General features: G+C 72.9%; 22 protein-coding genes. 13 read left to right on the plus strand and 9 right to left on the minus strand.

Translation table 11 applies throughout. The annotated features are described in order from the left end of the window. The first annotated feature begins 1 nt into the window (after position 1). From murD to ACLJQE_RS31905, 7 genes are all read left to right on the plus strand, one after another. Positions 2–1,408 carry a UDP-N-acetylmuramoyl-L-alanine--D-glutamate ligase gene (murD, locus tag ACLJQE_RS31875; protein WP_410643225.1) on the plus strand — a complete coding sequence of 469 codons (1,407 nt, stop codon included), beginning with the start codon at positions 2–4 and terminating at the stop codon, positions 1,406–1,408. Beyond that, entirely contained in the window at positions 1,395–2,906 is a 1,512-nt protein-coding gene (gene ftsW, locus ACLJQE_RS31880; protein ID WP_410643226.1) for a putative lipid II flippase FtsW, read from the plus strand. The genes murD and ftsW overlap by 14 nt, the downstream gene beginning before the upstream one ends. Further along, on the plus strand, positions 2,903–4,027 hold the full coding sequence (murG, locus tag ACLJQE_RS31885; RefSeq protein ID WP_410643227.1) for an undecaprenyldiphospho-muramoylpentapeptide beta-N-acetylglucosaminyltransferase: 1,125 nt from the start codon (positions 2,903–2,905) through the stop codon (positions 4,025–4,027). Before ftsW ends, murG begins: the two co-directional genes overlap by 4 nt. Further along, positions 4,020–5,432: a UDP-N-acetylmuramate--L-alanine ligase gene (gene murC, locus ACLJQE_RS31890; protein ID WP_410643228.1), complete on the plus strand. Its 1,413-nt coding sequence runs from the start codon at positions 4,020–4,022 to the stop codon at positions 5,430–5,432. The genes murG and murC overlap by 8 nt, the downstream gene beginning before the upstream one ends. 4 nt (positions 5,433–5,436) lie before the next feature. After that, entirely contained in the window at positions 5,437–6,282 is an 846-nt protein-coding gene (locus ACLJQE_RS31895; RefSeq protein ID WP_410643229.1) for a cell division protein FtsQ/DivIB, read from the plus strand. Between the two features lie 212 nt (positions 6,283–6,494). Beyond that, positions 6,495–7,325 (plus strand): NAD(P)H-binding protein, encoded by an 831-nt coding sequence (locus ACLJQE_RS31900; RefSeq protein ID WP_410643230.1) that lies wholly within the window; start codon positions 6,495–6,497, stop codon positions 7,323–7,325. A 79-nt stretch (positions 7,326–7,404) separates the two neighbouring features. After that, positions 7,405–8,658 carry a vanadium-dependent haloperoxidase gene (locus ACLJQE_RS31905; protein ID WP_410643231.1) on the plus strand — a complete coding sequence of 418 codons (1,254 nt, stop codon included), beginning with the start codon at positions 7,405–7,407 and terminating at the stop codon, positions 8,656–8,658. Here ACLJQE_RS31905 and ACLJQE_RS31910 read toward each other — a convergent pair. Continuing rightward, complete coding sequence (locus ACLJQE_RS31910; protein ID WP_410643232.1) at positions 8,627–9,493, minus strand: NAD(P)-dependent oxidoreductase; 867 nt, start codon at positions 9,491–9,493, stop codon at positions 8,627–8,629. The genes ACLJQE_RS31905 and ACLJQE_RS31910 overlap by 32 nt on opposite strands. 53 nt (positions 9,494–9,546) lie before the next feature. On the opposite strand from ACLJQE_RS31910, the gene ACLJQE_RS31915 reads away from it, so the two are divergent. Beyond that, positions 9,547–9,906: a MerR family transcriptional regulator gene (locus ACLJQE_RS31915; protein WP_410643233.1), complete on the plus strand. Its 360-nt coding sequence runs from the start codon at positions 9,547–9,549 to the stop codon at positions 9,904–9,906. Here ACLJQE_RS31915 and ACLJQE_RS31920 read toward each other — a convergent pair. Next, positions 9,903–11,072, minus strand: a complete 1,170-nt coding sequence (locus tag ACLJQE_RS31920) for an MFS transporter (RefSeq protein ID WP_410643234.1) — start codon at positions 11,070–11,072, stop codon at positions 9,903–9,905. The genes ACLJQE_RS31915 and ACLJQE_RS31920 overlap by 4 nt on opposite strands. A gap of 78 nt (positions 11,073–11,150) precedes the next feature. Between ACLJQE_RS31920 and ACLJQE_RS31925 the strand changes: the two genes are divergently transcribed. The 3 genes from ACLJQE_RS31925 (at position 11,151) to ACLJQE_RS31935 (ending at position 13,857) form a co-directional block, all read left to right on the plus strand. Further along, positions 11,151–11,690, plus strand: coding sequence for a CGNR zinc finger domain-containing protein (locus tag ACLJQE_RS31925; protein WP_410643235.1), 540 nt, complete (start codon positions 11,151–11,153; stop codon positions 11,688–11,690). Positions 11,691–11,934: 244 nt separating this feature from the next. Beyond that, entirely contained in the window at positions 11,935–12,900 is a 966-nt protein-coding gene (locus tag ACLJQE_RS31930; protein ID WP_410643236.1) for an RNA polymerase subunit sigma-70, read from the plus strand. Positions 12,901–12,963: 63 nt separating this feature from the next. Then, positions 12,964–13,857 carry a LysR family transcriptional regulator ArgP gene (locus ACLJQE_RS31935; protein ID WP_410643381.1) on the plus strand — a complete coding sequence of 298 codons (894 nt, stop codon included), beginning with the start codon at positions 12,964–12,966 and terminating at the stop codon, positions 13,855–13,857. Positions 13,858–13,962: 105 nt separating this feature from the next. Here the strand turns inward: ACLJQE_RS31935 and ACLJQE_RS31940 are convergent, their stop codons facing one another. Then, positions 13,963–14,370, minus strand: coding sequence for an ArsI/CadI family heavy metal resistance metalloenzyme (locus ACLJQE_RS31940; protein WP_410643237.1), 408 nt, complete (start codon positions 14,368–14,370; stop codon positions 13,963–13,965). A gap of 81 nt (positions 14,371–14,451) precedes the next feature. On the opposite strand from ACLJQE_RS31940, the gene ACLJQE_RS31945 reads away from it, so the two are divergent. Then, on the plus strand, positions 14,452–14,805 hold the full coding sequence (locus tag ACLJQE_RS31945) for a metalloregulator ArsR/SmtB family transcription factor (RefSeq protein WP_410643238.1): 354 nt from the start codon (positions 14,452–14,454) through the stop codon (positions 14,803–14,805). Between the two features lie 67 nt (positions 14,806–14,872). Here ACLJQE_RS31945 and ACLJQE_RS31950 read toward each other — a convergent pair whose 3' ends face one another. From ACLJQE_RS31950 to ACLJQE_RS31965, 4 genes are all read right to left on the minus strand, one after another. After that, positions 14,873–15,085, minus strand: coding sequence for a three-helix bundle dimerization domain-containing protein (locus ACLJQE_RS31950; protein ID WP_410643239.1), 213 nt, complete (start codon positions 15,083–15,085; stop codon positions 14,873–14,875). Between the two features lie 166 nt (positions 15,086–15,251). Further along, positions 15,252–15,536: a hypothetical protein gene (locus ACLJQE_RS31955; RefSeq protein ID WP_410643240.1), complete on the minus strand. Its 285-nt coding sequence runs from the start codon at positions 15,534–15,536 to the stop codon at positions 15,252–15,254. Positions 15,537–15,629: 93 nt separating this feature from the next. Next, a complete protein-coding gene (locus ACLJQE_RS31960; protein WP_410643241.1) occupies positions 15,630–16,256 on the minus strand; it encodes a response regulator in 627 nt (208 codons plus the stop codon). Further along, positions 16,253–17,308, minus strand: a complete 1,056-nt coding sequence (locus ACLJQE_RS31965) for a sensor histidine kinase (RefSeq protein WP_410643242.1) — start codon at positions 17,306–17,308, stop codon at positions 16,253–16,255. Before ACLJQE_RS31965 ends, ACLJQE_RS31960 begins: the two co-directional genes overlap by 4 nt. Positions 17,309–17,464: 156 nt before the next feature. Between ACLJQE_RS31965 and ACLJQE_RS31970 the strand changes: the two genes are divergently transcribed. Continuing rightward, a complete protein-coding gene (locus ACLJQE_RS31970) occupies positions 17,465–18,109 on the plus strand; it encodes a hypothetical protein (protein WP_410643243.1) in 645 nt (214 codons plus the stop codon). A 119-nt stretch (positions 18,110–18,228) separates the two neighbouring features. On the opposite strand, the gene ACLJQE_RS31975 is transcribed toward ACLJQE_RS31970, so the two are convergent. Further along, the gene (locus tag ACLJQE_RS31975; RefSeq protein ID WP_410643244.1) at positions 18,229–18,417 is read right to left on the minus strand and encodes a hypothetical protein; all 189 of its coding nucleotides are present in this window, start codon (positions 18,415–18,417) and stop codon (positions 18,229–18,231) included. Between the two features lie 190 nt (positions 18,418–18,607). Then, positions 18,608–19,261: a TetR/AcrR family transcriptional regulator gene (locus tag ACLJQE_RS31980; protein WP_410643245.1), complete on the minus strand. Its 654-nt coding sequence runs from the start codon at positions 19,259–19,261 to the stop codon at positions 18,608–18,610. Positions 19,262–19,281: the final 20 nt, after the last annotated feature.

The raw sequence follows: 19,281 nt of genomic DNA on the forward strand, positions 1-19,281 counted from the left end.
TTTGGACGTCGCCGGTCGTCACGTTCTCGTCGCCGGGGCCGGGGTCACCGGCAAGTCGGTGGTCCCGGTGCTGGTCGAGCTGGGTGCGCGCGTCACCGTCACCGACGGCAACGCCGAGCGCCTGGCCGAGCTCGAAGGCCTGGGCGCCGAGCTGGTGCCCGGCCTGACCGAGCCACCCCCGGACGTCGTCCTGGTCGTCACCAGCCCGGGCTGGCGGCCGACGTCGCCGCTGCTCGTGGCCGCGGCCGAGGCGGGCGTCGAGGTCATCGGCGACGTCGAGCTGGCCTGGCGGGTCGGGCAGCTGCGCGAACACCCGCCGTGCTGGCTCGTGGTGACCGGCACCAACGGCAAGACGACCACCGCCGGCATGCTGGAGTCGATCCTCAAGTCGGCCGGGGCGAACGCCGTGGCCTGCGGGAACATCGGCTACGCGGCGCTCGACGCGGTCCGCGCGGGTTACGACGTGCTGGCCGTGGAGCTGTCGAGCTTCCAGCTGCACTGGTCCTCGACGCTGGCCCCGGATGCCGCCGTGGTGCTGAACCTGGCCGAAGACCACATCGACTGGCACGGCTCGATGGACGAGTACGCGGCCGCGAAGGGCCGGGTCTACACCCGCGCCAAGGTGGCCGTGCACAACGCCGACGACGACTGGTCCACCCGGATCGCCGGCGAGCACGCGCCCGAGAGCGCCCGCCGCGTCGGCTTCCAGCTCGACACCCCGCGCGCCGGCGAATTCGGTGTGGTCGAGGACCTGCTGGTCGACCGCGCCTTCGTCGCCGACCCGGCGAACAGCGCCGAGGAGCTCGCCACGCTGTCGGACGTGCGCCCGGCGGGCCCGCACAACGTCGCGAACGCGCTGGCCGCGGCCGCGCTGGCCCGTGCACACGGCGTCTCGCCGGAGGCCGTGCTGAAGGGCCTGCGGGAGTACCAGCCGGCCCCGCACCGGGCCGTCGAGGTCGCCGAGGTGGCCGGTGTCCGGTACGTCAACGACTCGAAGGCGACCAACCCGCACGCGGCCGCCGGATCCCTGCGCGCCCACGAGAGCATCGTCTGGATCGCCGGCGGCCAGCTCAAGGGCGCCTCGGTCGACGAGCTGGTGAGCAGCATCGCGGGCCGCCTGCGCGGAGTCGTGCTCCTCGGCGTCGATTCACCCGTGATCGCCGCCGCGGTTGCGCGACACGCGCCGGATGTCCCGGTGAACAGCCTCCGTCCGGGTGACGATGAACCCATGACTGCGGCGGTGAGTGCGGCCAGCGCGATGGCCCGACCCGGTGACGTGGTGCTGCTGGCACCCGCCGCGGCGTCGTTGGACATGTTCTCGAGCTACGGCGAGCGCGGCGACGCGTTCGCCGCGGCCGTGCGTGTCCTCCGCGACGACGCAGCGGGGGAGCCGAGTGCCGACAGCTGAGTCCAAGCCCGCACCGCCGCCGAAGCGGCCGCGCCGCGAGCGCAAGGAGAGCGGCTTCGTCGCCTTCCGGACCGCGCTGACCGCGTGGCTCTCGCGGCCGCTGGCGTCGTTCCACCTCGTGCTCGCCCTCACCGGTGTGCTCACCGTCATCGGCATCGTCATGGTGCTCTCGGCGTCGTCGGTCGCTTCGTACAACCCGAAGACCGGCAGCGGCGTGTACTCGCTGTTCGTCAAGCACCTGGTGTTCGTCGCGCTCGGCTCGGTCGTGTTCTGGCTGGGCCTGCGGGTCAAGCTGGAGCGGATCCGGCGGATGTCGGCCACCGCGACGGTGATCTGCCTCGCCCTGCTGCTGCTCGTGCTCACCCCGCTCGGCTCGGAGGTCAACGGCTCGCAGGGCTGGTTCAAGATCGGCGAGTTCACCTTCCAGCCGGTCGAAGCCGCGAAGGTCGCGCTGGCCTTCTGGGGCGCCCACATCCTGGTGATCAAGTACAACGTGATCCACCAGTGGCGGCACCTGCTGGTGCCGGTGGTGCCGATCGCGCTGCTGATGTTCGCCCTGGTCATGCTGCAGCCCGACCTCGGCGGCACGGTCACCCTCGCCGTGGTGCTGCTGGCCCTGCTGTGGTTCGCCGGCGCCCCGAAACGGCTGTTCGGCGTCATCCTCGCCGGCGGCCTGGCCGGCGTGCTGGTGCTCGCCGTCATCGCGCCCTACCGGCTCGACCGGGTCATGTCGTTCCTCTCGCCGGACGCCGACACCAGCGCCGAGGGCTTCCAGGCCAACCAGGCCAAGCTGGCGCTCGCCGACGGCGGCGTCCTCGGCAAGGGCCTCGGGCAGGGCGCGGCCAGCTGGAACTACCTGCCGAACGTGCAGAACGACTTCATCTTCGCGCTGATCGGCGAGGAGCTCGGGCTGATCGGCTGCATCGTCGTGCTCGCCCTCTTCGGCGGCGTCGCCGTCGTCGGGCTGCGGATCGCCACCCGCAACATCGACCCGTGGATCCGGATCGTCTCCGGCACGCTGACGGTGTTCCTGGTCGCCCAGGCCGGCATCAACATCGGCTACGTCGTCGGCCTGCTGCCGGTCACCGGCGTCACGCTGCCGCTGATCTCCTACGGCGGCACTTCCCTGGTGATCACCATGCTCATCATGGGCGTGCTCGCGAACGCCGCCCGGCACGAACCGGAGGCGGTGGCCGCGCTGCGCACACAGGGGCCGGGTAAATTCGGGCGTCTGCTGCGGCTGCCCGCGCCCGACCCGTACCGCCCGCCCGCCACGCGCAAGGCGGCGGGACGCAGTGGGGCGAAGGCGGCCAGGCCGGCGCCCCGTGCGGCCCGGCCCGCCCCGGCTCAGGAACGACGCAGGTCGGTCCGCGAACCGGTGCGCCGCAGCGCGGCACGGACGAGCACGGCCCGCACGAGCACGTCTCGCGGCGGGGCCGCGCGGACAACAGCGAGCCGTGGTACCCGGAGTACCGCGAACCGGAGAGGTCATTGGTGAGTAACCCCGTCAAGGGAGCCGAGCGAGCCGCCGCGGGCAAGGGGCCCGTGGTCGTGGTCGCCGGAGGTGGCACCGCAGGACACATCGAACCCGCCCTCGCCCTGGCCGACGCCGTCATGCGGCTGCGCCCGGACGCGAAGGTCGTCGCGCTCGGCACCGAGCGCGGCCTGGAGAACAAGCTCGTCCCGGCCCGCGGCTACCCCCTGGAGCTGATCCCGCCGGTGCCGCTGCCGCGCAAGCCGACGCCGGAGCTGATCAAGCTGCCGCTGAAGGTCCGCGACTCGGTGCGCAAGACGCGGGAGGTGCTGGACCGGGTCGGCGCGGACGTCGTCGTCGGGTTCGGTGGCTACGTCGCCCTGCCCGCCTACCTCGCCGCGCGCGGGCGTGTCCCGATCGTCGTGCACGAGGCCAACAAGTCGGCCGGCCTGGCGAACAAGGTCGGCGCGCGGTTCGCCGCGCGGGTCGCCGTCGCGGTCCCGGGCACCCCGCTGCCGAAGGCCGAGGTCGTCGGGATCCCGCTGCGGCGGTCGATCACCACCCTGGACCGGCCCGCCCTGCGGGCCGAGGCGCGCGCACACTTCGGCCTGGACCCGGACGCGCCGACGCTGCTGGTGTTCGGCGGTTCGCAGGGCGCGCAGTCGATCAACGCCGCCGTGTCCGGCGCGGCGAAGGACCTCGCGGACGCCGGTATCGGCGTCCTGCACGCGCACGGGCCGAAGAACACGCTGGTCGTCCAGGAGTTCCCGGGCAAGCCGGCCTACGTGCCGGTGCCGTACCTGGAGCGGATGGACCTGGCCTACGCCGCGGCCGACGTCGCGATCTGCCGCTCGGGCGCGATGACCGTGGCCGAGGTGACCTCGGTCGGGCTGCCTGCGGTGTTCGTCCCGCTGCCGATCGGCAACGGCGAGCAGGCCACCAACGCGCGTCCGGCGGTCGACGCCGGGGCGGCGCTGATGGTCGCCGACGCCGACCTCAGCGCGGCCAAGGTCGCCGAACTCGTCGTCCCGCTGGTCACCGACGCCGACCGCGTGGCGAAGATGGGGGCGGCGGCGGTCGGCATGGGCCACCGCGAGGCGGACGAAACCCTCGCCCGGATCGTTCTGGAGGCTGCCGGTGCGTGAGTCGGTACAGCTTGAGTTGCCCGAAGAACTGCGCCGGGCGCACCTGATCGGGATCGGCGGGGCCGGCATGTCCGGCATCGCCCGGATCCTGCTCGCCCGCGGGGCGTTCGTGTCGGGCTCGGACGCCAAGGAGTCGCGCGCGCTGCTGTCGCTGCGCGCCCAGGGTGCCGAGCTGTTCGTCGGGCAGGCCGCGGCGAACCTCGCGGCGCTGTCCGAACCGCCGTCCGCCGTGGTCGTCTCGACGGCGATCAAGGAGACCAACCCCGAGCTGGCCGCGGCGCGCGCGGCGGGCATCCCGGTGCTGCACCGGGCGCAGGCGCTGGCCGGGCTGATGGAAGGCCACCGCGTCGCGTGCATCGCGGGCACGCACGGCAAGACGTCGACGACGTCGATGCTGACCGTGGCGCTGCAGCACTGCCGGCTCGACCCGTCGTTCGCCATCGGCGGCGACCTCAACGAGTCCGGGGCCAACGCCCACCACGGCGAGGGCGGCGTGTTCGTCGCCGAGGCGGACGAGAGCGACGGCTCGTTCCTGACCTACTCGCCGTCGGTGGCGGTCGTGACGAACGTCGAGCCGGACCACCTCGACCACCACGGCACGGCCGAGGCCTACACGAAGGTGTTCACCGAGTTCGTGAGCCGGATCGTGCCGGGCGGGCTGCTCATCGTCTGCGCCGACGACGCCGCGGCGGACGAGCTGGGCAGGCAGGCCGGGGACCTGGGCGTCCGGGTGCGCCGCTACGGCCGCACGGCCACCGGCCCGGGCGACGCGCGCGTCCTGGACTACGTCCCGGCGCCGGACGGCGGTGTCGTGCGGCTCGCGCTGGACGGTGCCGAGGTTTCGGTGCGCGTCGCCGTGCCGGGCGAGCACATGGCGCTGAACGCGATCGCGGCCCTGCTGGCCGGGATCGAGCTGGGCGCGCCGGTGCCGGGCCTGGTGGATGGGCTCGCGGCGTTCGGCGGGGTGCGGCGGCGGTTCGAGTTCAAGGGCCGGGCCGGCGACGTCCGCGTCTACGACGACTACGCCCACCACCCGACCGAGGTGGCCGCGCAGCTGCGCGCGGTGCGGACGGCGGCCGGGACCGGGCGGGTGATCGTGGTGTTCCAGCCGCACCTGTACTCGCGGACCAAGACGTTCTCGGTGGAGTTCGCCGAGGCGCTGTCGCTGGCCGACGAGGTCGTCGTGCTGGACGTCTACGGCGCGCGCGAGGAGCCCGAGCCGGGCGTCACCGGCGCGCTGATCGCGGACCGGGTGACCGCGGCGGTGCACTACGAGCCGGCGTTCGACGTCGCCGCGCCGCTGGCGGCCGGGCTGGCCAAGCCGGGCGACCTCGTGGTGACCATGGGCGCCGGGGACGTGACGCAGCTGGGCACGGAGATCCTCGCCGAGCTGGACAAGCGCTGAGGCCATGAGTCCGACCAGGGAACGCCGCCGTCCGTCCGCGGAAGAGGACGTCCCGGATCGCGCCACCCTGGCCCGGCAACGGCGGGGGCGGCGCTCCGAGGAGGAGCGCCGCCGGACCCGTGCCGCGCGGCCGAAGCCGAGTGCCCGCACCCGGCCCCGCCGGCCCACCCGGCAGGTGGAGATCCGCCGCCGGTGGGTCGCGCTGCTGTCCGTGCTCACCGTGGTGGCGCTGGTGTACCTGCTGTTCTTCAGCTCGATGCTCGGCGTGCGGGACGTCTCGGTCAGCGGTTCCCGCACGGTGCCCGCCGACCAGATCCGCACGGTGGCGGCGGTGCCGGCGGACAAGCCGATGCTGCGGCTGAGCACCGGCGAGATCCGCGACCGGGTGGCGGCGATGCCGGGCATCGCGACGGTCGAGGTGTCGCGCTCGTGGCCGAACACGGTCGAGATCACGGTGACCGAGCGGACGGCGATCGCGTTCTTCGACAGCGGCCCGGGTGGCGACGGCGTCCACCTGGTCGACGGCGGCGGCGTGGTGTTCAAGACGGTCGCGGCGCGGCCGGCGGGCCTGCCGGAGCTCAAGCTGCCGAAGGTGTCGGCCGACGACCCGGTGACGCGCGCGGTGACGGCGGTGCTCGGGGTGATCCCGGAGCAGCTCCTCAAGCAGGTCACGACGGCGACGGCGAAGACGCCGGCGAGCGTGGAGTTCACGCTGGCCAACGGCAAGATCGTCCGCTGGGGCACCGCGGAGCAGACCGACCGCAAGGCCAAGGTCCTGGCCGCACTGCTCACCCAGGACGGCAAGGTCTACGACGTCGCGGCGCCGGAACTGCCGACCATCACCTCCTGACCGGACCGGTCGGCTCGCGTACCCAGAGGGTCGGCTCGGGTATCCAGAGGGTCGGTTCACGCGCCGACGCTCCAGGTACGCCGGCCGACCCTTCGGGTACGCCAACCGACCGTCCAGGTACGCCGGCCGGCTCCTCCGGTACACAAACCACGTGCGCTCCGGCTCTCGTATGCCGTACGATCTCGTACGGCATACGAGAATGAGGAGGACGCATGACGATCCTGGTGACGGGTGCCACCGGCAGTGTCGGCCGGCTGGTGGTCGACGAACTGCTGGCGGCGGGCGTGCCCGTGCGGGCGTTGACCGTCGATCCGGAACGCGCGAAGCTGCCGGCGGAGGCCGAGGTGGTCGTCGGGTCGCTGGCGAGGCCGTCGACGTTGCCGGTGGCGCTCAAGGGTGTCTCGGCGGTGTACCTGGCGCCGATGGCGCGGACCGTCCGGCGGTTCTGCGAGCTGGCTTCGGAAGCCGGCGTGGCGCGGGTCGTCGCGTTGTCGGGCAGCAGCGTCGGAGACGAGCACGAGGGCTCCAGCGGCCACGAGTACGCCGCCGTCGAGGCCGCCGTCCGGGAGGCCGGGTTCGCCTGGACCTTCCTGCAGCCCGGCGCGTTCATGAACAACACGCTCGACTGGGCGCCCATGGTGCGGGCGGGCGAGGTGGCGATGGCTCATGGCGACGCGACGCAGACCCCCATCGACCTCGGTGACATCGCGGCCGTGGCCGCCCGGGTGCTGACGACCGAAGGGCACGTCGGCGCCACGTATGTCCTCAGTGGACCGGAGGCGATCAGCCTGCGCGGGCAGGTCGAAACCCTGGCATCCGTGCTGGGGAAGGAGATCCGCTTCCGCGAGCTGACCCCGGCGGAGCAGCGCGCGCAGTGGATCGGTTACGGCGTACCGGAAGAAGCCGCCGGCTGGCTGCTGGAGGGCTTCGAGCAAACCCTGCGGCACCCGCAGGTGCCGACCGGCGTCGTCGAGGAACTGCTCGGCAGGCCGGGAACGACGTACGCGGAATGGGTGGCGGCGAACCGGGCGGTCTTCGCATAAGGAGTATTGCTTCCGCGGGCCGGGTGGCGATACGTTGCGTGGCAGTGTCGATGCGAACCGCATATCCTTGGGGTTGACGATGGTCAAGGCACGCTGCGCGGCGGTTCTCGCGGCGCTCATCCTGGCAACGCCGCTCACCCTCGCACCGCCGGCCGCCGGCGCGGCACCGAACGCGGTCGTCGTCTGGGACGCCAACGCGCAGACAGCCATCTGGGACATCGCGCACCAGGCCCCGCCGCAGGTCGCCGGCCGCGGGTTCGCGATGGTCAGCGGCGCGGTCTACGACGCGGTGAACGCGATCGAAGGCACCCCGTACGAGCCCTACCTCGTCGCCCCGCGGACCACGGGCCGGGAGTCGGCGGACGCCGCCGTCGGCACGGCCGCCCACCGCGTGCTGGACGCGATTTTCCCGGAACAGCGGGAAAGGCTGCGTGTCCAGTACGACGAATGGCTCGCCGGCCTCCCGGACGGACCGGCGAAGCGCGGCGGCATCCGGGTCGGCGCGCAGGCGGCCGCGGCGATGATCACCGCCCGCCGGCACGACGGTGCCTTCGACCCGCGGCCCTGGACCGTCGGCACCGAGCCGGGCCGGTACCGGCCCACCCCGCCGGCGTTCGAGAACACCGGCGCGTGGGTCGGTTTCCTGAAGCCGTTCGCCGTTCCGGACGCGACGATGTTCCGGACGCCGGGACCGCCGTCGCTCACGAGCCGCGCGTACACCCGTGATTTCGACGAGGTCAAGCGGCTCGGCTCGGCGACGAGCACCGTCCGCACCGCCGACCAGACCGAGGCGGCGCTCTGGTGGCACGACCGGCGTTCCGTCAGCTGGGGGATGAAGCGCGACCTCGCCGTCACCCAGCGGCTCGGCCTGCTGGAAACCGCGCGCTTCTACGCCTTGGCGGACTTCACCGGCACGGACGGCGCGATCGCCTGCGCGAACGACAAGGAGTTCTGGCACTTCTGGCGGCCGGTCACCGCCATCCGGCTCGCCGGCACCGACGGAAACCCCGCCACCGAGCCGGATCCCGGCTGGACGCCGCTGGTGGTCACCCCGCCGAACCCCGACTACCCGTCCGGTCACACCTGCCGCACCGCCGCGCAGATGACGGCATACGCGCACTTCTTCGGCCGGGACAAGGTGTCCTTCAGCGCGTACAGCGTCGACAGCGGCACCACGCGGCACTTCGGCAGCTTCTCGCAGGCGACCGCCGAAGTGGTCGGAGCCCGCATCTGGGCGGGCATCCACTTCCGCTCCGCGGACGTCGACGGCACCCGGCTCGGCACGGGCGTGGGCGACTACATCACGAGGCACCACCTCCAGCCGCGCCGGTGAACCGGGCGGCGAGCCTGCCGAACCCGTCGGAGCCGTGCCCGGCGTCGATGGCTCGCTGCACTTCGGCGCGGGCGGCGGACAGCACGCCGTTGTCGAGGTTCTTCGCCCGGATGGCGCTGAGGACGTGGTCCATCGTGGCCGCGGTGGCTTCGAGCGTGCCGGCGTCGCCGGGGTAGTGGCCGGCCGCGACTTGCCCGGCGAGGAGGTCGATCAGGTCCGGGAAGAAGCCGAGCAGCGCCTTCGCGTGTCCGGCGATGTCGGCGGCATCGATGTGCTCGGCCTCGGCGAGGGCGAACATGTGGACGACGCCGCTCATCGAAGTCCAGAGCATGTCCTGCAGCGACGCGTCGAACGCGGCCGCCCGGCCGGGGTCTTCGCCGAGGTGGGTCGTGTTCTCGCCGAGCGCGGCGAGGGTGCCGCGGTGCTTTTCGTAGGCGTCGGCCGGGCCGCTGTAGAACAGCGTGGCTTCCGGGCCGCCGATGGCGGCGGTCGTCGCGACGATCACGCCGTCGAGGTAGCCGATTTCGTGCGCCGCGGCCCAGGAGGCCAGCTCACGGGCTTGTGCGGGTGAGCCGCCGGTGGTGTTCACCAGGGTGCGGCCGTTGAGTGCTCCGGGGTCGAGGATCGCTTGTGCCGCGGCGTAGTCCCGCACGCAAACGACGACGAGCGGGCTGGCCGCGATCGCTTCGGCGGCTGTCCCGGCAACGGTGGCGTCGAGGCCGTTTTCCTTGCCGGGAGTGCGGTTCCACACGGTGGTGGGGTGGCCGGCGGCGATGAACGCGGCGGCGAGGGCGCGTCCCATGGGGCCGAGTCCGAGGACGGTCACAGAGGTCATGGCGGTTAAGCTAAAGCTTGACGCCGACGGCAGAGTCAAGTCCGGGAGTGCGCATGCGGATCGGGGAGCTCGCGCGGCGGGCGGGCGTCAGCGAACGCGCGCTGCGGTACTACGAGGCACAGGGCTTGCTGACGCCGGAACGGCGGCCGAGCGGCTACCGCGTGTACGGCGAGGCCGATGTGGCGGCGGTGCGGCGGATCAGGATCCTGCTCGCGGCCGGGTTGAACACCGCGCAGATCCGGGAAATCCTGCCGTGCATCATCGACGAGGACGGCTGGTTGACGCCGGACTGCCCGGAGCTGGTCGACGCTCTGCGGCAGCAGCGAAGCCGGCTCGACGAGGCGATCGGCGAGCTGGAGACCACCCGAGCCAACCTCGACACGATCATCGGTGCCGGGAACGGGAAGTCCTAGCCGCGCGTGCGGGTCATCCCGGCCAGGCCGAGCAGCGGGAGCACGCCGGCGAACACGACGACCGCCGTCCAGCCGCCCAGGTGGTAGGCGATCGAGCCGGCCTGGGAGCCGATCGCGCCGCCGATGAAGAACGTGCCCAGGTAGACGCTGTTGATGCGGGCGCGGGCGGAGGGGTCGAGCTGGTAGATCGTGTGCTGGCCGACCACCAGCGTCGTCTGCACGGCCGTGTCGACGGCGATCGCGGCGATCGCCAGCAGGATGACGCTGTGCGCGCCGAACCCGGCGAGCGCGAAGGCGGCGGCGCAGAGCACGAAGGCGCCCGCGGTGAGCCGCCGGCCGTGGCCGTGGTCCGACCACCGCCCGGCCAGGGGCGCCACCGCGGCGCCTGCCGCGCCCGCCAGCGCGAAGAGGCCCACGCCGAGCTGGGAATAGTTGAACGGCGGTGCGGTGAGGACGAACGCGATGGTCGTCCAGAACGCGCTGAACGCGCCGAACATCGCCGACTGGTAGAGCGCGCGGTGCCGCAGGGGAGGGTGTTTCCGCGCCATGGCGAAGGTCGAGCGGAGCAGTTCGCCGTAGCGGATGTCGGTCTTGGGTGCGCGGCGCGGCAGGATGAACCGCAGCACCAGGGCGAGTGCGGCCATCGCGCCGGCCGAGATCAGGAACACGACGCGCCAGCTCGTCACCTCGGCGAGCAGGCTGGCGACGACCCGCGAGAGCAGGATCCCGAAGAGCAGCCCGCTGACGACCCGCCCGACGATCCGGCCGCGGATGTGGTCGGGGGCGAGGTCGGCCGCGAACGGGATGAGGATCTGCACGACCACCGACGCCGCCCCGACGGCGAGCGAAGCGATGAGCAGCACGGCGAACCCGGGTGCGACGCCGGTGACGACCAGCCCGGCGGAGGCGAGGGCGAGCAGCGTCGCGACGAGGCCGCGGTTCTCGAGCCGGTCGCCGAGCGGGACGAGCAGCAGCATCCCGGCGGCGTACCCGAGCTGGGTGGCGGTGACGACCCCGCCGGCGGCGGCCTCCCCGACCCCGAAGGTCTGCCGCAGCTCGGCGAGCAGCGGCTGGGCGTAGTAGAGGTTGGCGACGGTCAGTCCACAGGAGACGGCCAATAGCAGCACGAGCCAGCCGGGCGGGGCCTTCTGCTCGGTCTCGGTCATGCGCGCCCCCGTGGTGGAACCGGTTTGATCGGTTCCCGACGGTACCAGTCAAACCGGTTCCGGCGTAGGGTGATCCGGATGACGGACAGATTCCGCGCGGGAGCGGGCCGCCCGTGCCTCGACTTCATCAGGACGCTCCGGTACCGGGGAACGCCGTCGGAGACGGAGGAGCTGCCGGACGCGCCGGCGTGGGGGGCGTGGATCGACCGGTTCGGCCCGTTCGCCACCCCGGTCCGGCCGGAGTCGGCCGGCGAAGCCCGTGCGGTCCGCGAGGCGATCCACGAGCTGCTGACGGGTCCGGTGCGGGCCGCGACGCGGCAGCGGCTGAACCGGGTCGCGGCGCTGCCGGTGCCGTCGCCGGCGTTGACGCCGTCGGGCGAACTGCGCTGGCAGGCCGCGGAGCCCGCCTCGGCCATGCTGGCCTTGCTGGCCCGGGACGCGCTGGAGCTGGTGACGTCGCCTGAGTTCGCACGGGTCCGGCGCTGTGCCGGGGCCCGCTGCGGGGCGTTGTTCCTGGACACGTCCCGGCCGGGGACGCGGCGGTGGTGCTCGATGGGGGTGTGCGGGAACCAGGCGAAGAAGTCGGCTTATCGAGCCAAGGCCACGACCGGAGACTAGCCCGCGCTCGATCCGGGCCCGCGGGGTAGCCCTGGGTGAAGATCAGGTAGATCACCGCGAGGACGCCGGCCCGGACCAGCCGCTGGGCCGGCGCGGGTTCGGCGACCAGGAAGGCATTCGCCGTGTCCTCCAGCTCGGGCGGTTCTGCGGCGTCGAAGAGGATGACGAACAGCCGGAGTGATGAGTTCTCGCGCCGGTGGCCGTCATACCTGCGAAGGGCCACGACGAAGCGGAGGATGACGTGATGAGTACGGACACGCAGCCGGCGGAGCCGGCGTTTTCGGGACTGGCGGAGCGGCACCGGCGGGAGCTGCACGTGCACTGCTACCGGATGCTCGGCTCGTTCGAGGACGCCGAGGACACCGTGCAGGAGACGTTCCTGCGGGCCTGGCGGCGGCGCGAGACCTTCGCGGGGCGCTCGACGTTCCGGGCGTGGCTGTACGGGATCGCCACCAACGCCTGCCTGGACCTGCTGGCCAAGTGCCGCCCGCAGCCGGCGACCGGCGGCGAGGTGCGGTGGCTGCAGCCCTACCCGGACCAGCTGCTCGACGAGCTGCCCGCGGGCGGCGCGGACGAGCCGGAGACCGCCGCCGTGGCACGCGAGACGATCGAACTGGCGTACCTGGTCGCCGTCCAGCACCTGGCGCCGCGGCCGCGGGCGGTGCTCATCCTGCGGGACGTGCTCGGCTGGCCCGCGAAGGAGGTCGCCGAGCTGCTGGGGGACTCGGTCAATTCCGTGAACAGCGCGCTGCAGCGGGCCCGCGCCGGGATGCGGGAGCACCTGCCCGCCGAGCGGCAGGACTGGACCGGCGGCGAGGAGGACACGGGGACGCGTGCGCTGGTGCGCCGCTTCACCGAGGCCAGCGTGGCCGTCGACATCGAGCGGATCGCCGCCTTGCTGCGGGACGACGTCCGCTGCTCGATGCCACCCACCCCCGGCCTGTACATCGGCCGCGACGCGGTGGTGAAGGACTGGATCGAGGACGGGTTCGAGAACATGACGGGCCTGCGTGGCGTCCCCACGTTCGTGAACCGGCAGCCCGCGGTGGCTTTCTACCTGTGGCAGGAGGCGGCGGGGGCGTACCTGCCGCTGACCCTCGACGTCCTGCGCGTCACCGGCGGGGCGATCACGGAGATCACGACGTTCCACGCCGACCGGTTCCCGCGGCTCGGGGTGCCGGACCGCCTGCCGGCGGACGGCGCGGCGTAGCGGCCAGGCGTTCCGGGTGTCGACAGCGCAGCTTAAGATTCCTGCCTAAGATCAGTCTTCGTGATGACGGAGCTGCCGCTGGACCAGGTGAGGACGCTGCTCGCCGTTGTCGATGCGGGCACCTTCGATGCCGCCGCGGCCGTGCTGCACGTGACGCCGTCCGCGGTGAGCCAGCGGGTGAAGGCACTCGAACAGCGGACCGGCAGTGTGCTGGTGACCCGCACGAAACCGGTGCGGGTCACCGATTCCGGGCAGGTGGTGGTCCGGTTCGCGCGGCGGCTCGCGGCCCTCGAGCGGGACGCGCGAGCCGAGCTGGGCATGCGCGGTGAGCCCCTCCGGGTGCCGATCGCGGTCAACGCCGACTCCCTGTCCACCTGGTTCCTGCCCGCGCTCGCCGGGGTGGCCGCCGATCCGCCGATCTGCTTCGAACTGCACCGCGAGGACCAGGAACACACCACCACGTTGCTGCGGGAGGGCCGGGTGATGGCGGCCGTGACGTCTTCGTCCGCGCCGGTGCAGGGCTGCTCCGTGCGCCCGCTCGGCCACCTGCGCTACCTGCCGCTGGCCGGCCCCGCCTTCGTGGCGCGGTGGGTGACCGGCGCGCTGCGGGACGACCTGTCCACGGCGCCCGTCGTGGTGTTCGACGACCACGACGACCTGCAGGACGCGTTCGTGCGGCTGCTCGGCGGGGCCGGGGCGAGCGCGCTGCGGCACTACGTTCCGGCGTCGGAGATGGTCGTCGCCGCCGTGGAAGCCGGGCTCGGGTGGGGCATGGTGCCGGAGGTGCAGGCGGCACCCGGGCTGCGGGCCGGCACGCTGGTGCCGCTCGTGCGGGACCGTCCGGTGGACGTGCCGCTCTACTGGCAGCAGTGGAAACTGGACCTGCCCGCACTGTCCACAGTGGCCGAAGCGGTCGCGGCCGCGGCGGCGTCCTCGTTGCGCCGCCCCGGTTTCTGAGGGGTCAGTGCGGGCTTCCGGTCTCGGTGACCAGCCGCCGCCAGGAGCCTGTCAACCGGACGGGACAGCTGCCCCCGGCGACGCCCGGGGGCAGCAGAGTGGCGGTCAGCTGCAGCAGCCTTCCGGCTTGGCCGCCGCGAACGTCGCCGAGTCGGCCTTCACCGTGTAGACCTCCCATGGCTCCTTGCCGGGGCCGTGCACCCACACCTTGTCCTGCACCGCGTAGCAGCAGGTGGTGTCGTCCTCGGTCAGCGTCTCGAGGCCTTCGCCGGTCAGCCGCCTGGTCGCCGCGTTGACCTGGTCCGTCGACTCGACCTCGACGCCGAGGTGGTCCAGCACCGTCTCCTGGCCCGGCTCGCCCTCCAGCAGCACCAGCTTCAGTGCGGGCTCCTCGAGCGCGAAGTTCGCATAGCCCGGCCGGAGCTTCGCCGGCTCCGTCCCGAACAGCTTCGAGTAGAAGCCGATCGAGCCCGCCAGGTCGCCGACCCGCAACGCCAGCTGTACGCGTGACATCCCGTCCTCCTTGAATAGACAATCATCGAAACAGACGAGGCTCAGCTTGCTCGCTGCTTAGAAGACTGTCAAGATAGACGTGTGCCGAAACAGCTGCCGATCACCGCGATGGACGCCTGCTGCTCCCCGCTGGCCCGCGAACCGTTGACCGAAGGTCAGGCCGGCGAGCTGGCCAAGCTGTTCAAGGCGATGGCCGACCCGGTCCGGCTGCGGCTGCTGTCGCTGATCGCCTCCCACCCCGGCGGTGAGGCGTGCGTCTGCGACCTGACCGGCGCCTTCGAGCTGACCGGCCCGACCATCTCCCACCACCTCAAGGTGCTGCGCGAGTCCGGCCTGATCACCGGGGAGCGGCGGGGCACCTGGGTCTACTACCGCGTGCACCCCGAAGTGCTGGCGCGGTTGTCGGCGGTGCTCACGACCACGGTCACCGCCTGACGACGGGCGACGCGCACGGAGACGGTTGCCGGTGCGGCGAAGCTGACCGTGCGCCCCATCGCCGTCTTCAAACAGTGGCCAGCGCGGCCCGGACCGCCCGCTCGACCAGGATCGGCACGAAGGCGTGGATGCGGGCGCCGTCGAACCGGGCGCGTTCGCGGTCGACCAGTGCGTGCAGCCGGGTGCGGGTGACGTTCCGGTAGTCCTGGCCCAGGCGATCCTCGAGCTGGGCGAGGTGGATGTCGAGCTGTTCGGAAGCCATGGTGTCCAACGTGCTCATCGCTCACCTTCCGGTCGGCCGTGGTAAGGGGAACGTGCCCCGTGAGACGTCCGGCAGGTGAACGCGAAGTGAACAGACGGGGGGCGCTCACCTGCCACGCTTCGCCGGGAACCTGAGCGGCCTGACCGGGAATCGTGATCCGGCTCGGGTAGCCGTGGTCACGGCATCAGCCGGGGAACTCGGCGGCCCAGCGGTGCGCGGTCGCGCAGACCTCGGCTTCGGTGCCCCGGAGGTGCTCGACGACCTCGCCGCCGGCCCAGAGCATGAGGGCGACCGTGCCGGGCCGGATCGGGGTCAGGCCGATGAGCCGCCGGTGCCCGTTGTGCTCGAGGACCCGCTCGGCGGTGAGCCATTGACCGGTCGTGCCGGTGCGCGTGACCGTCCAAGCCGGATCCGCGGCGAGCTCGGCCACCGACCGGGGAACGAGGGGTTCAGGCTGTTCGTGGTGCACGCACCTCAGCCTCGCACGCGGCGCCGCCCCGGGCGCGCCGCCACCGCGCTCGGCGCGGAAGATCGGGGGGCGGCTCTCGTCGGGGCGCACCGCTCAGATGAGGCCCCGGTCGCGGGCGTAGACGGCCGCCTGGGTGCGGTCGCGCAGGCCGAGGCGGCCGAGGATGCGGGAGACGTGGTTCTTCACCGTGCCTTCGCTGAGGAACAGCCTCGACGCGATCTCCCGGTTCGTCGCCCCGGTCGCGACCAGGCGCAGCACCTCCGTCTCCCGGCTGGTCAGGGCATCCGGGGCCGCCGGGTGCGCCGACAGCGCCGCGGCGACGTGCCGGGCCGCCGTGCGGTCGAGCTGGGTGACGCCGGCGTGGGCGAGCCGGACCGATTCGGCCAGCTCCGCCGCCGGGAGGTCCTTCAGGAGGTAGCCGGCCGCGCCCGCACGCAGGGCCTGCACGACGTACTCCTCGTCGTCGAACGTCGTCAGCATCACCACGCGGCAGTCCGGGGCGCGGCGGCGCAGCACGGCGACCGCGTCGACGCCGTCCATCTCCGGCATCCGGACGTCCATCAGCACCACGTCCGGGCCGAGGTCCAGGGTCCGCTCGATCGCCTCCCGGCCGGTGGCCGCCGTGCCGACCACCGAGATCCCCGGCTGGATGGCCAGCAGGGACGCGATGCCTTCGCGGACCAGCCGCTGGTCGTCGACCACGAGCACCCGCACGCTCACGGCACGGTCACCGTGACCCTGGTGCCCGCACCCGGCGCGCTGTCCACCGCCACCGTGCCGCCCACCAGCGCGGCGCGTTCCCGCAGGCCGAGCAGGCCGAACCCGGACCGGGGCGCGCCGGTGTCGAAGCCGCGGCCGTTGTCGGTGACGACCAGGCGGGTGGTGGCGCCGAAGGTCACCGAAACCCGCACCTGACCGGCCCGGCCGTGCCGGCGTGCGTTCGTGACCGCCTCCTGCGCGGCCCGGTGGAGCGTGGTGACCGTCGCGTGGCCGAGATCGGGTTCCGCGCCGTGCACCTCGAGCGCCACGCCCAGCTCGGTCAGCGCGTCGACCAGGGAACGCCCGCCGGCCCGCAGCGTGCCGACCGAGGTCCGGACGTCGTCCAGCGCGTGTCCCACCGAGCGGCGGGCGTCGGCGAGCGCCTGGCCGGCGACGTCCGGGTCCCGGCCGGCGAACGCGGCCACCTTTTCCAGCTGGATGGAGACGGCGGTCAGGTGGTGGCCGAGGCTGTCGTGGATGTCGCGGGCCAGCCGGTTGCGTTCGGCCGCGGCGGAAAGCTCCGCGACCCGCGCCGCGGCCCGCCGTTCCCGGACCGTGACGTCGGCCATCGCGAGGGCCAGCACCAGTCCCGTGGTGAACATGAGCACGTCGGACACGTAGGTGCTGTCCCGGTACCAGCCGGGCACCCACACCGCGAACCCGCCGACGAGCAACGCCAGGCAAAGCCCGCCGAGCACGAGCCCGGCCGGACGCCCGAACGTCAGGTACGCGGCGAACGGCACCAGCACGAACAGCACCCGCGACAGCCCCGATTCGTCGAGCGCGGCGACGGCGAAGAACAGCACCAGCCGGGCGACCAGGAACGCCACCGGCAGGCGGGCCACCCGCCGCTCGAGCGCTTCCAGCGCGAACAACGCGCCGATCCCGGCGACGAAGCCGGCGAGCCGCGCCCCGTTCGCCGGGCCGAGGCCGGCGAGCACGTAGTACAGCCCGGCCAGCAGCACGATCCCGTACACGGCACCGGAAACCCACGGCACGATCCGCGTCACCATCACCCGAGCCTACGGCCGTTCGACGGCAACAGACCGAACTTCGGCCGAACGGCACGTGCCGGGTGGCCACGCGGGCGCCTGCCGTCCGGCACTTCCGGCGGGCCGCTCGCGGTTCCTACCGTTCACGGAAACCCTTACTCCCCAAGGAGACTCTCCATGCTGACCCGACTGGGCGCCTGGTGCGGTGTGCTCGCCGGCCTCGCCATCGCCGTGCCCGGCCTGATCGAGGCGTTCACCGGCGAAAGCGCGCCGACGAGCTTCGTGCTGGGCCTTTCCCCCGCGTTGGCCGTTCCGCTGCTCACCGTGCTCCACCTGCGGCACGCCACCGCGGCCGGCCCGTTCGGCGCGGTGGCCTACACGGTGAACGCCGTCGGGCTCGGCCTGTTCGGCGGCGCGGCGTTCACGCTGAACCTGGCGCTGTTCTTCCTCGACGACGCGGTGGTCGCGGAACTGCTGCGGGGCCCGACCATGGTGGCCCTGCTGGGCAGCGCGCTGGTCTTCGCCGCCGGCGCGGTGTTGTTCGGGGTGGCCATGCTGCGCGCCGGGATCCACGCCCGCATCCCGGCGGTGGCCTACCTCGTCGCGTTCCCCGTGCTGGCGGTTGCGGCGCGGCTGCCGGACACCCCGGTGACCAGCCTCGTGCACGTCGTGGCCGGCGGATCGCTCGTGTGGCTGTCCTTCGGTGCCGTCCAGCGCGGGGACGGCCGGATTCCCGGTGAGCCACGCCCGGTCACCGCGGGATCCCCCGGGACCGTCCGAAACCGAGCTCCTGGGTGCCGTGCCGGGCGAAGACGGGGATGACGGCCGGTGGGCAGCTCCCAGTACGTGGTGTGCGCGACCGCGTCGGTGAGCGACGTGTTCGCCGCGGGCCGCCCCGCCGGCGAGGATCGGCGGCGGACCGGGAAGTGTCGTAGGGGGCGTCAATCACAGACTTCGTAGCCGATATCCGCCACGCAGGCGGCCAGCACCGAGCCATCGGGTCCGCTGAACACGAGCTGAACCATTGCGGCGCCGCCAGGAACATCGGCGGGTACGGTGATGTGTTGTTCGGACACTCCACATTGGAGACTGGTGCTTTGCTGGCCCAGTACCCGGGCGCCGGAGGTCATTGTCGCGGCGTACACCCGTCGACAGCTGCCGGGCAGGGCACGGAGCAGGCCATCGACTCGAACAGACCCGTGACGCCCCCTTTTCCTCGCGCCTGACTGATCCGGCGCCTCGTCGAAGAGTTGCACCACTCCGGGTTTCCCGTTGCCACATCGAGAGTCGTTCACTCGTTCGGGGCAGCCCTGCGGGCGGCTACTCGCTCCGCGGCCCGGGCCGGCTGATTTCCAGGGCCCGGTAGAGCTCCCGCGGCGGCGGCAGGCCGGGAAGCGGGCCGGTGTTGCCGGCGGCGCACGCCTGCAGCAGGTAGCCGACGAGCCGGTCGGCCGCCGCGGCCAGCGCCGGGGTGCCGGCGCGCGTCACCCCGCCCGTCGCCAGCATGATCAACGGCAGGTCGTGCGGGGAGAAGTCCGGGCGCAGGCCGCCGGCCTCCTTGGCCCGGCGCACCAGGCGGATGAACTCGCGCAGCCCGCGCTGGCGCTCCGATTCGAGGACCTCGACGCCCGGGAACATCGTCGTCAGCACCTGGCCGAACCCGCGGTCGCGCCCCGGGATGCGGCAGACGTATTCGATGAAGCCGCAGAACGCCCGCCACGGGTCCGGGTCGGCGGCCGCGGCGGCCGCGGTGTCCGCGTAGGCGGTCATCGAGGCGCCGAAGACGGCCGCGATCAGGTCTTCGCGCGCCGGGAAGTTGCGCGCCAGGGTCGCGATGCCGACGCCGGCCCGCCGGGCCACCTCGCTCATCGGCACGTCGATGCCGGCCTCGCCGAACACCTCGACCGCGGCGTCCAGCAGGCGCCGGCGGTTGCGCGCCGCGTCCGCGCGGGGCCGCCGGGGGCCGGGTGGCATGGCTCACTCACCTCGATCTG

The organism is Amycolatopsis sp. lyj-346, assembly GCF_046548975.1.
Classification (GTDB): Bacteria; Actinomycetota; Actinomycetes; order Mycobacteriales; family Pseudonocardiaceae; genus Amycolatopsis.

Coding starts and splice junctions, on each gene's coding strand:
- ACLJQE_RS31895 (WP_410643229.1), top strand. CDS start 5,437: ATGAGTCCGACCAGGGAACGCCGCCGTCCGTCCGCGGAAGAGGACGTC.
- ACLJQE_RS31900 (WP_410643230.1), top strand. CDS start 6,495: ATGACGATCCTGGTGACGGGTGCCACCGGCAGTGTCGGCCGGCTGGTG.
- ACLJQE_RS31905 (WP_410643231.1), top strand. CDS start 7,405: ATGGTCAAGGCACGCTGCGCGGCGGTTCTCGCGGCGCTCATCCTGGCA.
- ACLJQE_RS31910 (WP_410643232.1), bottom strand. CDS start 9,493: ATGACCTCTGTGACCGTCCTCGGACTCGGCCCCATGGGACGCGCCCTC.
- ACLJQE_RS31915 (WP_410643233.1), top strand. CDS start 9,547: ATGCGGATCGGGGAGCTCGCGCGGCGGGCGGGCGTCAGCGAACGCGCG.
- ACLJQE_RS31920 (WP_410643234.1), bottom strand. CDS start 11,072: ATGACCGAGACCGAGCAGAAGGCCCCGCCCGGCTGGCTCGTGCTGCTA.
- ACLJQE_RS31925 (WP_410643235.1), top strand. CDS start 11,151: ATGACGGACAGATTCCGCGCGGGAGCGGGCCGCCCGTGCCTCGACTTC.
- ACLJQE_RS31930 (WP_410643236.1), top strand. CDS start 11,935: ATGAGTACGGACACGCAGCCGGCGGAGCCGGCGTTTTCGGGACTGGCG.
- ACLJQE_RS31935 (WP_410643381.1), top strand. CDS start 12,964: ATGACGGAGCTGCCGCTGGACCAGGTGAGGACGCTGCTCGCCGTTGTC.
- ACLJQE_RS31940 (WP_410643237.1), bottom strand. CDS start 14,370: ATGTCACGCGTACAGCTGGCGTTGCGGGTCGGCGACCTGGCGGGCTCG.
- ACLJQE_RS31950 (WP_410643239.1), bottom strand. CDS start 15,085: ATGAGCACGTTGGACACCATGGCTTCCGAACAGCTCGACATCCACCTC.
- ACLJQE_RS31965 (WP_410643242.1), bottom strand. CDS start 17,308: ATGGTGACGCGGATCGTGCCGTGGGTTTCCGGTGCCGTGTACGGGATC.
- ACLJQE_RS31970 (WP_410643243.1), top strand. CDS start 17,465: ATGCTGACCCGACTGGGCGCCTGGTGCGGTGTGCTCGCCGGCCTCGCC.
- ACLJQE_RS31975 (WP_410643244.1), bottom strand. CDS start 18,417: ATGACCTCCGGCGCCCGGGTACTGGGCCAGCAAAGCACCAGTCTCCAA.
- ACLJQE_RS31980 (WP_410643245.1), bottom strand. CDS start 19,261: ATGCCACCCGGCCCCCGGCGGCCCCGCGCGGACGCGGCGCGCAACCGC.